Below are 12,236 nucleotides of genomic sequence, written 5' to 3' on the forward strand. Positions count from 1 at the left end.
GGAACATACGGTTGCTGGCATGGTTCGTACCGTCCTGGGCGTCGTGGGCGCCCTTCTCGCGCTCTACCTGGTCTTCGCGATCGTCATCCCGGCCCTGTTCGGGCTGCTGAAGTTCGTCCTCGTGCTGGGCGTTGTGGCCCTCATCGTGGTCGCCGCGGTCACGATCGTGAGCAAGTCGTCCAAGTGACCCTGCTGCTCGCCTGGCTCCTCGACGGTGGCGGCGGCGCCGTGACGGCGGCCGCCGTCATCGGTCTTGGCGTGTTCCTGCTCGCCTGGGCCCTGCGCGGGGTCCCCGTCGCCGCCGAGCCGGGCGGGCACTTCACCCTCTCCATGCGGGAGAGGGCGGGACGACTCGTGTTCGTCCGCCAGCGCGACCCCGACCGAGCCGGGATGTCCCGGCCGAGAGCACCCTCAGCGGGCCCGGCGCCCGCGTAACAGACGTCCGGAGCGCGGGCGCCTTCTGTGCTGTTTCCCTCCCTGCCTGTCGCGGGGATCCCAGTCAGAAGGGCTCTGTTCATGTTCGACTCCGTCATCGGGTTCACCGCCCACCTCATCGACCTCCTCGCCCAGCCCCTGGGCTCGGCCGCCCTGGCCATCGTCGTCTTCACCGTCTGCGTCAGGTTGGTGCTCCTGCCGTTCGGCGTCATGCAGGCCAGGGGCGCCAGGGCCCAGGCGGCGCTGGCACCGAAGCTCGCCGAACTGCGTAGGCGGCACGGGAAGGACCCCGCGCGGCTCTACAAGGAGACGAGCGCCCTGTACACCGCGGAGGGGGTCTCACCCTTCGGCGGCTTCCTGCCCGCCCTGGCGCAGTTGCCGGTCCTCATGGTCGTCTACCGGGTCTTCGTCTCCCCGACGATCGCGGGCCACGCGAACGCGCTGCTCACCCACGGTCTGTTCGGCGTACAGCTCGGCCAGCACCTCGCCGGGACTGTCGCCGGGTTCGGGCTGATCAGCGGGCCGACGCTGGTCTTCGCCTGCCTCTTCCTGCTGCTGGCGGCCGTCGCGGCCGTCACCTCGCGGCGGATGCGGCTGACGCCGGTCGAGGGTCCCGGCTCCGGGATGCTGCGCCGGGTGATGCCGCTGCTGCCGTTCATGACGGTCCTGGCCGCGGCCGTGCTTCCGCTCGCGGCGGGGATCTATCTGCTGGTCACGACGGCGTGGACCGCGGCCGAGCGGGCGGTGCTGTACCGCGCCGCGTCCGCGGCGGTGTGATCCGTGGGTCGTCACCGAGGGTGATGACGAAGGCCGGGCACCGGTGAAGTCGGCGCCGTCGGCAAAGAAATGGCCGGTCGTGCCCCGCCTCATTTTCCCCGTGAGGCGGGACGCGCCCTACCCGCACTCGCGCAAGGCGGGTTCGGGGACGGAGACCTTTCCGTTACCCACGGTGTCGGCCGCCGTGACGACCGCCCAGACCGTGGTGATCTCCCCTTCGTGCCTGACCCCCCAGCTGGTGGCCAGATATTCGACGATGCCGAGCCCCCGGCCCCCCAGAGAGGAGAGTGTCGGGCGCCCCGCCCTCGGTTCCGTGGCGGCACCGCCGTCACTCACCGCTACTTCCACGTGCTCGTCGGCCCAGCGCCATGCCACTCTGATCTGACCGGACGGCAACGGATGCGCGTGCCTGAGCGCGTTGCTCAGCAGCTCGCTCACCACGAGGACCGCGTCGTCGATAGCGGTCTCGTAGACCCCCCATTCCTGCAGGTCAGAGCAGAGGCGTTGGCGTGCGACAGCGACGCTGGACGGTGCATACGGCAACAGAACGACGCTCGACGCACTCACCTCCCCGTATCCCTGTTCCCCCTGAGGAACCACACCCCAGTACGACCGAAATGCCCCGTTAGTTGGTCTTAGAAACCGAGCGGCAATTACAGCTTGTGCACATTCGACAATAGATCAGCTCATCCGTTACCGGCCTGTTACCGGGAGTGCGTGTCGGTCAGGTAAGGGCGCCCGGCGTGTCGGCAATGCGCAGCGCCAGCCGCATCCGGGTGCCGCCTCCGGGACGGGGATGGGCCGAGACCTCTCCGCCCTGGGCGCGGGCGAGGCTGCGGACGATGTAGAGCCCGAGGCCGACACCGCCGAACCGGCGGCGGTCGCCACTGTCTCCCTGGACGAAGCGATCGAAGATCCGCTCCCGGCTCGTGGGCGTTATGCCCACACCCTCGTCGTCCACTACCACCACCACCCAGTCACCGTCGGTCCAAGCCTCGACCCTGATCAGGCCACCGTCCGGTGAATATTTGAACGCGTTCTCCAACAACTGGCCCAGCACGATATCGGTGGCGATGGCGTCTCCGGACACCGGGGGCAGGTTTTCCGGGACATTCACCTCAACTCGATGCACATCAGACAGATCAGGCAGACCAAGCGTCGCCGCCCTGACCAGCCTTCCGAGGTCGATTCCCTCGATCTTCAGGGGCAGCTCACCCGCCCCCGCCCGGGAACCGAGCAGCAGGTTGTCCATCAGCTTGCCGAGGGAACGCGCCCGCTCGGCGATGATGTGCACCGCGGAACGACGCTCCTGGTCGGTCATGCCGTCCCAGCGGGCGGCGAGCGTCCCGGCGAAGCCCTGCACCACGGTGATCGGGGTGCGCAGCTCGTGACTGGTCGTGGCCAGGAAGAGGTCCTTGGCCTCCTCAAGCTCCTTGGCCCCCGTGACGTCGCGGAAGTCGACGACCACCTCGCCCGTCTCGACGATCTCCGCGCTGAGCACGTCGAGCCAGGTCCCTGAGGGAAGCTGCAGCGTGAGCTTGTCCCCCGGCCCCGGCAGCTCGAACGGCGGCGGCCCCCCGACCACGTCGATCGCGGCGAACCCGGTCAGCTCGGCCGCCGCGGGGTTCCACTGGACGACCCTGCCCTGCCCGTCAAGCACGGCGATGCCGTCGGCGCTGGCGTCGAAGACCGCCCGCTGGTGGGCGCGCTGCCGTACGGCCTCCTGGTAGGCCATCGCGTTGCCGACCGCGATGCCCGCGTGCCCGGCCAGCAGTTCGAGCAGCTCAAGCTCGACGTAACCCGCCTTGTGCTTGGCGAACAGGGCATACAGCGCGCCGTACGGCCTGCCGCCCGCCATGGCCAGGCCGAGCGCGATCGTGTGCAGACCGGGCAGCTGCGACCAGATCAGCTCGTCGAGACGCCCCTGGTCGCCCGTCTCCAACATCACGGTCCTGCCGGTGCGCAGCAGCTTGCCGACCAGGCTCGTGCGCATGTGCGCGGTCGAGTCACGCAGCGACTCGGGCAGCCGGTGACTGGCCACGAGGCGGAGCCTGTCGCCCTCGATGAGCACGAACCCGCCCGCGTCGGCCCCGGTCAGCTCGGTGAGGCTGGCCGCGATCCTGTCGAGCACGGCGGGCAGCTCCCGCTCGGCGTTGATGTCGGCGACCACGTCGGTGAGCCTGCGCACGAGCCTGGCCCTGCGGACCGCCCGCTCCTGGGCGCTCTCGTCGTCCTGGACCAGGTGGTAGACGCTGGTGTAGCCCAGCAACGCGCCCGTCTCAGAGCGCAGCGCGCTGGTGTCGAGCCGTACGTCCAGCAGACTGCCGTCCCTGCGGAAGCGCTTGGTTCGCAGCGAGACCTGGCCGCCGGTGCGCACCCGTTCGAGCACCGCGTTGTGCTCGGCCGTCAGCTCCCCCGGCACCAGCGGGGGCCTGCGTCCGAGCATCTCCTCGGCAGGCCAGCCGAAGAGACGTTCCGCGGCGGGATTCCACGCCAGGACCGCCTGGTCGCGGTCCAGAACGACTATCGCATTCGGGGCACTGGCGACGATCGCGCGGCCGATCCCCTCGTCGCTTTCGGCCCTGTCGTCACCCACAGGACCATAGTGCCGTGTCAACTGGCCTGATCTTGGCACTTCGTCCGCATGTGCTGACACTCGTTGGGACGATCCGTCCGATACGCTGCGGTGACCACACGCCTGGACACGGAAGGGTGGGGCCATGGCATCCGGGTCAGCCAGCGATCTCGACGCCCTGCTGCGGGTGACCTCACCCACCTACGTGGGCGCCACCCACCCGGACATCGCGTTCGGCACCCTCGACGGGCCCGTAGGACGGCTGACGCTCGCGGCGACACACCGGGGCGTCGTCGCGTGCAGCTACGAGGACGAGAACGTCGTCTTCGAACGCGTCAGCAGGGAGATCGGCTCCTTCATCGGTCCCGATCCCCGAAGGCTCGACCCGGTCCGCAGGGAGCTCGACGCCTACTTCTCCGGCAGGCTCCGCGCCTTCACGATCACCGTGGACCTGCAGCTCGCGACCTCCTTCGCCAGGACCGTGCTGCAGATGATGTTGGCCGTGCCGTACGGAACGGTGACCACCTACCGCGAGATCGCCGAGCGGATCGGCAGGCCCCGCGCGCTGCGCGCGGTCGGCAACGCGCTGGGCAGCAACCCGGTCTGCGTGATCGTGCCCTGCCACCGCGTGGTCGAGAGCGAGGCCGTCCTCGGCGGCTACGCCGGAGGCGCGACCGCCAAGGAACGTCTCCTACGCGTGGAGAGCACCGCCCGCCTCTAGCTTTTCGTACGGCGCCGCAGCGCGCCGATGGCCAGGGTGACCAGGCCGGAGACCAGGAAGGCACCGACGGCGGCGCTCATCCAGGGCTGCGGGACGAACCCGACAGCCTGCCTGGCGCCGTCCCAGACCGCCGCCCACCAGGAGACCTGCGAGGGCGCCGCGAGCATCCACCAGGTGACGAAGCCGAGCGCCCACGGCAGGACCATGACCAGACGGGAGGGCGCGTTCTCTGAGATGTCCCAGTTCCTGCCCCTGCCCAGCAGGAAGTAGTCGACGGCCAGCACGCCGAACATCGGCACGAACACCGCGCCGATGATGCTGAGGAAGGCGCCGTAGGAGTTGACGTCCACGACCAGGGCGATGCCCGTGGTCAGCACGCCGACGGCCACCGAGAAGACACGGCGGTCGATCCTCGGCATCAGGTTCTGCAAAGACATCGCGGTCGAGTAGACGTTCGCGAACGACTGGTCGGTCTCGCGCAGCACGAGGATTCCGAAGAACAGCGCGCCCAGCGGGGCCGCGACGAACGGTCCGAACACCGCGGTCGGGTCGCCCGCGACCACGCCGTGCCCGGCGAGCGCGACCGCGTAGACGCCGACGGCCAGACAGGCGACCTGGGCGATGGTGTAGCCGCCGACGATGCCGGTGAAGGCGGCCCGGCTCGACCGCGAGTGCCTGGCGTAGTCCGCCGCGACCGGCACCCAGGAGACCGAGAGGGCGACCACGAAGTCGACAGCGGCGGCGAAGGAGTCCCAGGAACCGCCGCTCTGCGCGGGGGTCTCACGCAGGAAGACCACCGCGAACCAGACGACGGAGACGACCACGCCGATCGTGACGAAGCGCCTGAGCAGCCGGATGGCTCCCAGCGGGTAGATGGTCAGCGCCGTCGTCAGCACCCCCGCCGCGATTGCCCAGACCGCGTAGGGGACCGAGGGCCCGAAGATCGCCTGGGCGCCCATCGCGACGACCCACAGCTCGAACGCTCCCCAGCCGATCATCTGGATGACGTTGAGCACGGTCGGGACGTAGGACAGCCGCACCCCGAACAGGCCGCGCAGCAGCACCATCGCGGGCTGCCCCGTCTGCACTCCCGGCACCGCGGCCAGACCGACCATCGCGGTGCCGATGAGGCTGCCGACCAGGGCCGCGAGCAGCGCGGCGCCGAGCGTGAGCGGGTTGTCGTCACCCAACGGGTTGATCAGGAAGAGCGCGAAGGAGAAGCCGAGCAGGCTGACGCCCAGGTTGGCCCAGAACGCTCCCTGGTCGAGCGTGCCGAGGGTCTTCGGAGGTGCCTGGTCGAGGGTGAGGGGGGCCTCGGCATGCTTGGAATTGATGACGTCAGACGTCATGACGCTCCCTACGCCGGCATTACCCGGACAGGTTCATGCGGTCGGCGACAGCCGTAGTCGCCCTCTCAGCCTGGTTGCCCCAAGCTCCCGCGTCTGTTTACGTGCCGAACCGGGATCACCCCAGTTCGCGCCCCAATGATGCACTATTTGTCCGCTCCCGGCTACTTCCCTGGTTCGGCTGGCAGCCGCACGACGGCGACACCGGCCTGGGACTCGCCGAACCCCCAGCCCGCGACGAGGGAGCAGCCGACCGCTTCCAGGAGATCGCTCCACGGCCAGTGGCCGGTGCCGTAGTAGAAGCCGCCCTCGCTGCGCGCGTCACGCTCGGAGAGGCAGAGCATGCGGAGATGGTCGCGAAGCGCGGGGTGCGTGACCGCGCCCAGCCTCTCCTCCCAGGGCTCGTCGGCGGACCTGTCGTGGATCGGCACCAGGTGTTCGGGGCCACGCTCGGTGAACGTGGCGGCCCGCATCGCGTCGGTGAGGGTGCCGTCGGTGGCGACGCGCAGCAGCACGGTCAGCCAGGTGTTCAGTTTCTTGGACGCCTTGTCGGTCAGGTCGACGCCGTGTCGGCCCAGGAGCGGCCCCAGCTCCGCGCCGCGTACCAGCCCGGCTTCTCCGGCTGGGGAGAAGGTCCGCAGGTCGGCGACGAAGGCGTCGTCGAACGGCCGGGGACCCTTGTGCCCGTCAGCGCCCCACGGCCCCGTTCCCGCCAGGAGATCGGCGTCGAAGTGGAACAGCGACCCACTCAGGTCGAACCGCCACGTCCAGGGGGAGAAGGGGTACTCACCATCCGAATCCGGAAGGAACCTCGGCTTCCGATCCGACAGCGTTTCAGGAGTGGCCCAGGGGTTCGGGAACAGGAACTCGTCGAGGGAGTCCGAGGCGTAGTAGACCCCGTATCCGGCGGTGGGGTCGGTGACCGGCTTCCCGCCGAGCAGGATGTCGAAGGCACCGGCCAGCGCGGCATCCCACCCGTCGAGGCCGGTCTCGGGTGTCACGATGGCGCTCCTTCAGTCGTTTCGGTTCGGCCGTTGGCACGCGTCCGGACAGGCGACCCTCTCAGCCCGGTTGGCCTCAGGTTTCTTACGCGTCGAGCCGGGATCAGCCAGATTCGCGCCCAATGAGGATTAAACCGGTTGCTTCCCGCACGAGAGGGTTGTTTGACTGGCCCCGAGCAGACGCAGATGAGGGGGGATGTTTCATGCCCGCGGGCACCGAGGACGCCGTCGTGCGCCCTCGATCGGGTCATCATCCCCACCGGAGGCTTCGGCGGGGGTGATCCCGCGTGGGTCGCGACGGCACGGTCAGCCGATTCGCCACCCATCCCGTCTGGAGTTCCTCCGTTGCCACGCCATCGCGCTCGTGTCAGTTCTTTCCGCTGCGTCAACTGCCGCCTCGACGTGTCCACCGACGCGCCGGGCACCGCGCACCGCAACCACTGCCCCACCTGCCTGTGGTCCAGGCACCTCGACCGCACCCCGGGTGACAGGGCCGCCGACTGCGCCTCGGGCATGGCGCCGATCGCCATCCACGCGCGCCAGGACGGCGAATGGGCGATCATTCACCGCTGTACGGCATGCGGCACCCTCGACGCCAACCGCGTCGCCGGTGACGACAACCCCCTGACCCTGATGCGTCTGGCCGTCGCCCCGCTGGCCCGTCCACCCTTCCCCCTGGACTACTTCGCCCGGCTCTGAGACGCCCCGCCGTACGGTCAGACGTAGTGGAACTCGGGGTGGGGGTGCATCAGGAAGTCATGGTGGGAGATGTTCCAGGCGTAGGCACCGGCCATGGCGAACTCCACCACCTTCCCGGGTTCCAGGGCGATCGGTACGTTCTCGGCCAGTTGGTCCTTGGGGGTGCATAGCTGGCCGCCGATCGTGATCGGCTCTCCGGGGACGCCCGGAATAACGGGCTGGCTGTGGCCCTTGGTCGCGGGGGTGCGGATGTGGTGGGTGCCTCCCGCGACGACGGCGAACAGGCGGCCGTGGACCCGTTTGACGTCGATGACCTGGGTGGCGTACCGCCCGCAGTAGACCGAGACCGACCGGCCAGGCTCGATCCTGAGCGTCTCACCGGAGCGGCGCAGCCCGGCCAGGCCCTTGCCGTAGGCGGCCCAGTCGAAACGGTCGTCGGGATCGGCGTAGGAGACGGCCATGCCGCCCCCGAGGTTGATCTCGGTCACGCCCAGGGAGCGGGCGTAGTCGAGGACTTGCTCGTTGAGCTGGAGCATGCGTTCGGCGTCCAGGCCGCTGGCCAGGTGCGCGTGGACGCCGCGAAGCCGTACCGCACCCTGCTGGTCCAGCAGGTCCAGGCAGACGGCGACGTCGTCGGGGTCCATGCCGAAGGGGGTCGCGCCGCCGCCCATGGCCAGGGCCACGTCACCGAGTGAGACGGCGAGATTGACCCGGAGCAGGATGTCGGCCTCCCGGCCCGTGGCGATCAGACGGCGCAGTTCACCGGGGCTCTCCACGTGCAGCCGGGCCACCTTGGCGTCCAGGGCCGCGGCCAGTTCGGCGTCGGTCTTGCCGGGTCCGCCGAAGGCGATCGGGACCTCGGGAAGCACCCCGAGCACGTGCGCGAGCTCACCGCCCGAGGCGACCTCGACGCCGTCCACGTGCCGGGCCAGCACCCGCAACAGTTCGGGGTCGGGATTGGCCTTGGCCGCGTAGTACAGCTCGACGTCGCCCAACGCGTCGCGGACGGCCGCCGCGTGCTCGTCCAGCGCGGCCAGGTCGTAGACGAAGGCGGGCAGCCTCCCGGCCTCCGCGAGTTCGTGAGCCCGTATGGTCGCTGCGTCCATGGGATCTCCGATCGGCCCGGCGGCGGTGACGTTGTTGATCAAATCGTAGAAGATCTTCCACCGCCCGGCCGGACACTCGGCGCGACAGCCGTACGACCAATCGGCACGGAACCATCCCCGCACGCGCGGGGAGCACCCCTCGTGGCCACGACGCAGCGTCCGGCGTGGGGGACCATCCCCGCACGCGCGGGGAGCACCCTCGGTGACCTGCGGATCCATCAGCGAATGTGGCCCAAAATCATCACTTTCATTGACTTGGGCATTTCAGACATACCCCTGACAGGGCGATGAGAGAGCCGGAAGGCCGCAAGCGCAGGGAGTTGGGGGGCGCGGGGGGTGCGGGCCCGCGCCGGGGAGGTCGCGCTGGTGGTCACCTGAGAGGTCCTGAGGATGCTCGGTGACGGCGCGTTCGGAGGGGATGAAAGGGCCGGTTCAGCGCGGCCGTCGCTGTGTGTACGACGTGAGGGGTCAGGCCACGAACGGGGTGGCGCCGCTCTCGCTGACCATGGGGCGGCCCGCGAAGTTCCAGGACTGCATGCCGCCGCCGACGTTGATCGCCTCCCGGCCGATGCGGTTGAGCCAGGCGGCGGCGTGCGCCGAGCGGCCGCCGACCCTGCACACCACGTAGACGGGCGCGTCCTGCGGAACCTCCTCGACCCGGGCCTGCAGCTCGCCAAGCGGGATGTGGACGGCCGTCGGGGCGTGCCCCGCCTGCCACTCGTCGAGCTCACGCACGTCAAGCAGGAACGCGTCGTCCGGCACGGCCTGCGCTTCGATCTCAGGAACACTCATGCACCCATTGTTCCAAGTCCGCCGACCGATGTGGCGCAAAGTGCCCCAGCAGCCCCCGACTCGTCCACAAGCGGCCACCATTCGACTCCGCAGAGCAACCTTTGACGAAATGGACAACCTGGTTTACCTTCTACCCAAGAAAAGACAACCTGGTTTACCAATGGAGGAACCATGACCGTCGCGAACCTGGCGGACGCCCCCGTCTTCGCCAACGGCGACACCACCACGCGCTCGCTGGCCGTACCCTCACGAGGCTCGTCCGAGCTCGCCGTCTGGGCCTTCGACATGAGCCCCGGCGCCTCGGGGCCCGAGCACACCGTCGATCGCGAGGAGGTGTTCGTCGTCACCTCGGGGCGGGTTGTGGCCGTCCTCGGCGGCGTCGAGCACGTGGCCGGGGAGGGGGACGCGCTGATCGTCTCCCCGAACACCCCGTTCGCGCTGCGCAACCCCTCCCAGACCGAGCGGGCCACCGGCACCGTCTGCACCTCGGCCGGGATCACCGCCTCCCTCGGCGGGAAGACCATCCTGCCCCCGTGGGCCCAGTGATCACTTGAGCAGGCGTGACATGCGGCGGTCGGCCAGCGGCTTGCCGCCCGTCTGACAGGTCGGGCAGTACTGCAGGGAGGAGTCGGCGAAGGAGACCTCCCTGATCGTGTCTCCGCACTCCGCACAGGGCTCGCCGGTCCTGCCGTGCACCCGGAGGCCGGACTTCTTCTCGGCCTTGAGGTCCTTGGCCGCCAGCCCACGGGCCCGGTCGAGCGCGGTGCGCAGGGTCGTGACGATGGCCTCGTGGAGGGCGGTGACCTGCTCGTCCGTCAGGCTTCCCGCGACCTTGAAGGGAGAGGTCCGCGCCGCGTGCAGGACCTCGTCCGAATAGGCGTTGCCGATGCCCGCGATCACCTTCTGGTCGCGGAGCAGCCCCTTGATCTGGGCGCGGCTGCCGTTCAGGATGCCGCCGAGGACCTCGGCGGTGAAGCCGTCGGACAGCGGGTCGGGGCCGAGCGCGGCGATCCCCGGCACCTCACCGGGGTCGCGCACGACGTAGACGGCCAGCCGCTTCTGCGTGCCCGCCTCGGTCAGCTCGAAGCCCGGCTCCTGCTCCCCCGTCTCGTACGGCGCCAGCCGTACCCGCAGCGCCAGGGGGCCCTTGCCCGGCCTGACCGCCCTGGCACGGGAGAGGTCGTCATGCCAGCGCAACCAGCCCGCGCGGGCCAGATGCGTGACGAGGTGGAGCCCGTCGCAGTCGAGGTCGATGAACTTGCCGTGCCTGGTCACCCCGGTCACCGTGCGCCCGGCCAGGGCGGTGACCGGAGGATCGACGGTCTTCAGCGCCTGGAAGCCGTAGACCTCGACGGCCCCGACCTTCCTGCCGACCGCGTGCCCGCGCAGGAACTCAGCGAGCGACTCCACCTCGGGAAGCTCTGGCATGCCCCCAGGCTAATTCACAACACATCCCAGAAGGCGATCTCGTGGCGCATGCCCTCGGTGAAGAAGCGCGCTGCCCTTGCGGGGTCGGTGACGGTCTCGTCGATCATCGTGGCGACGCGTCCGGCGAGTTCGGCAAAGCCGGGGTCGGCGTAGGTGTCGATCCAGGGCCGGTAGCGGGACTCGGCGGGGGCGTCGGCCGCCAAGGCCTTGCCGAGCGTCGAGTAGCCCCACATGCAGGGGTAGAGCGCGGCCAGCCCGTCGGCGTAGTCGGCGGCCGACTCCAGCAGGAACGTGGTGTAGGCCGCGCAGGCCGGTCCCTTCTTCACCCCGCCCAGGTCGGCGCCGAAGCCCGCCGACAGCGAGCGGTGCAGGTCCAGCTCCTCGTGGAGGGTGGCGTGGGCCAGATCGACCAGGACGCCCAGGTGGTCGTCGGGGGCCTGCCAGGCCAGCCGGGAGAAGACCCGCACGTAGTCGAGCAGGAACAGGTAGTCCTGTTCGAGCCACGACCGGAACACCGGTTCCGGCAGGTCTCCCCTGGCGATCCCCACCACCGTCGGATGGGCGAGCTGGACGTCCACGAGAGGACGGCCAATGGCGTGCAGTTCCTCGGAAACGCTCATAAGTCGAGCATTATCGCAGTTCACCCCATCTCGCCTGGTACGGCCCCGCAGCATGAAAACCTGCGCGGCATAGGATTTTGGGCATGACGACCATCGCTGAGGAGATCCTGCTGCTCGCCTACGACGAGGCCGAGGGCAGGCAACTGATCGGCTCGACCGAACTCGACGCCGCCCTCGGCGGCTCCCTCCTGGCGGAGCTGGCCGTCAGCGGTCGCATCGACCTCACGAACAAGAAGGTCGCCGTCCTCGACCCCACGCCGCTCGGCGAGCGGGAGCTCGACGCGACGCTGGCCCTGATCGCCGCCGAGACCAGGCAGCGCAAGCCCGACTGGTGGGTGCGCAAGCTGTACTCCTCCGGGCTGCGCAGGCGGCTGCTGTCCGGCCTGGCCGAGCGGGGCGTGCTCGACGAGCGGCGGCGCAAGATCCTGGGCATCTTCCCCAGCACGCGCTACCCGGAGCGCGATCCCCAGATCGAGCAGGAGATCAGGGAGCGGATCGGCGGCGTGCTGACCGGGGCCGAGCCCGACGAGCGCTCCGCGGTGCTGATCGCCGTACTGCACGCCGCGAAGATCGACCGCAAGGCCTTCCCCGGGGCGGACAAGGCGCGGATCAAGGAGATCACCGAGGGCAGCTGGGCGGCCGACGCGGTGGCCAAGAGCATCGCGGCCGTCAACGCCGCCGTGGTCGGCGCGGTCGTGGCGGCGAGTGTCGCCGCCACGGCCGGCACCGGCTGAGG

General features: G+C 69.7%; 15 protein-coding genes and 1 riboswitch. Of the genes, 7 read left to right on the forward strand and 8 right to left on the reverse strand.

Going from position 1 to position 12,236, the window contains the following annotated elements; genetic code table 11:
• The first annotated feature begins 19 nt into the window (after positions 1–19).
• From FHS44_RS19630 to FHS44_RS19640, 3 genes are all read left to right on the forward strand, one after another.
• Positions 20–187 carry a hypothetical protein gene (locus FHS44_RS19630; RefSeq protein WP_184718000.1) on the forward strand — a complete coding sequence of 56 codons (168 nt, stop codon included), beginning with the start codon at positions 20–22 and terminating at the stop codon, positions 185–187.
• Entirely contained in the window at positions 184–435 is a 252-nt protein-coding gene (locus FHS44_RS19635) for a DUF6412 domain-containing protein (RefSeq protein ID WP_184716731.1), read from the forward strand. The genes FHS44_RS19630 and FHS44_RS19635 overlap by 4 nt, the downstream gene beginning before the upstream one ends.
• Before the next feature lie 81 nt (positions 436–516).
• Positions 517–1,212, forward strand: a complete 696-nt coding sequence (locus FHS44_RS19640; RefSeq protein WP_184716733.1) for a YidC/Oxa1 family membrane protein insertase — start codon at positions 517–519, stop codon at positions 1,210–1,212.
• A 117-nt stretch (positions 1,213–1,329) separates the two neighbouring features.
• On the opposite strand, the gene FHS44_RS19645 is transcribed toward FHS44_RS19640, so the two are convergent.
• Both FHS44_RS19645 and FHS44_RS19650 read right to left on the reverse strand, forming a co-directional pair.
• On the reverse strand, positions 1,330–1,755 hold the full coding sequence (locus FHS44_RS19645; protein WP_312863734.1) for an ATP-binding protein: 426 nt from the start codon (positions 1,753–1,755) through the stop codon (positions 1,330–1,332).
• A gap of 181 nt (positions 1,756–1,936) precedes the next feature.
• Positions 1,937–3,808 carry a sensor histidine kinase gene (locus FHS44_RS19650; RefSeq protein ID WP_312863735.1) on the reverse strand — a complete coding sequence of 624 codons (1,872 nt, stop codon included), beginning with the start codon at positions 3,806–3,808 and terminating at the stop codon, positions 1,937–1,939.
• A 124-nt stretch (positions 3,809–3,932) separates the two neighbouring features.
• On the opposite strand from FHS44_RS19650, the gene FHS44_RS19655 reads away from it, so the two are divergent.
• On the forward strand, positions 3,933–4,508 hold the full coding sequence (locus tag FHS44_RS19655) for a methylated-DNA--[protein]-cysteine S-methyltransferase (protein ID WP_184716737.1): 576 nt from the start codon (positions 3,933–3,935) through the stop codon (positions 4,506–4,508).
• Here the strand turns inward: FHS44_RS19655 and FHS44_RS19660 are convergent.
• Positions 4,505–5,857 carry a purine-cytosine permease family protein gene (locus FHS44_RS19660; protein ID WP_184716739.1) on the reverse strand — a complete coding sequence of 451 codons (1,353 nt, stop codon included), beginning with the start codon at positions 5,855–5,857 and terminating at the stop codon, positions 4,505–4,507. The two genes, FHS44_RS19655 and FHS44_RS19660, sit on opposite strands and share 4 nt — an antisense overlap.
• Positions 5,846–5,958: riboswitch (TPP riboswitch) on the reverse strand. Its footprint overlaps the gene before it by 12 nt.
• Positions 5,959–6,018: 60 nt before the next feature.
• Positions 6,019–6,855 carry a hypothetical protein gene (locus FHS44_RS19665; RefSeq protein WP_221461088.1) on the reverse strand — a complete coding sequence of 279 codons (837 nt, stop codon included), beginning with the start codon at positions 6,853–6,855 and terminating at the stop codon, positions 6,019–6,021.
• Positions 6,856–7,200: 345 nt separating this feature from the next.
• Between FHS44_RS19665 and FHS44_RS19670 the strand changes: the two genes are divergently transcribed.
• The gene (locus FHS44_RS19670; protein WP_221461089.1) at positions 7,201–7,554 is read left to right on the forward strand and encodes an RNHCP domain-containing protein; all 354 of its coding nucleotides are present in this window, start codon (positions 7,201–7,203) and stop codon (positions 7,552–7,554) included.
• A 17-nt stretch (positions 7,555–7,571) separates the two neighbouring features.
• Here the strand turns inward: FHS44_RS19670 and FHS44_RS19675 are convergent, their stop codons facing one another.
• Complete coding sequence (locus tag FHS44_RS19675; protein ID WP_184716743.1) at positions 7,572–8,660, reverse strand: alanine racemase; 1,089 nt, start codon at positions 8,658–8,660, stop codon at positions 7,572–7,574.
• 468 nt (positions 8,661–9,128) lie between these two features.
• A complete protein-coding gene (locus FHS44_RS19680) occupies positions 9,129–9,452 on the reverse strand; it encodes a rhodanese-like domain-containing protein (protein WP_184716745.1) in 324 nt (107 codons plus the stop codon).
• Between the two features lie 171 nt (positions 9,453–9,623).
• On the opposite strand from FHS44_RS19680, the gene FHS44_RS19685 reads away from it, so the two are divergent.
• Positions 9,624–9,998, forward strand: coding sequence for a cupin domain-containing protein (locus FHS44_RS19685; RefSeq protein ID WP_184716747.1), 375 nt, complete (start codon positions 9,624–9,626; stop codon positions 9,996–9,998).
• On the opposite strand, the gene FHS44_RS19690 is transcribed toward FHS44_RS19685, so the two are convergent.
• Both FHS44_RS19690 and FHS44_RS19695 read right to left on the reverse strand, forming a co-directional pair.
• A complete protein-coding gene (locus FHS44_RS19690) occupies positions 9,999–10,880 on the reverse strand; it encodes an Fpg/Nei family DNA glycosylase (protein ID WP_184716749.1) in 882 nt (293 codons plus the stop codon).
• A gap of 14 nt (positions 10,881–10,894) precedes the next feature.
• Positions 10,895–11,500: a TenA family protein gene (locus tag FHS44_RS19695; protein ID WP_184716751.1), complete on the reverse strand. Its 606-nt coding sequence runs from the start codon at positions 11,498–11,500 to the stop codon at positions 10,895–10,897.
• A gap of 83 nt (positions 11,501–11,583) precedes the next feature.
• Between FHS44_RS19695 and FHS44_RS19700 the strand changes: the two genes are divergently transcribed.
• Entirely contained in the window at positions 11,584–12,234 is a 651-nt protein-coding gene (locus tag FHS44_RS19700; protein ID WP_184716753.1) for a GOLPH3/VPS74 family protein, read from the forward strand.
• The last annotated feature ends 2 nt before the right edge of the window (positions 12,235–12,236 follow it).

Source organism: Streptosporangium saharense, assembly GCF_014203715.1.
Classification (GTDB): domain Bacteria; phylum Actinomycetota; class Actinomycetes; order Streptosporangiales; family Streptosporangiaceae; genus Streptosporangium; species Streptosporangium saharense.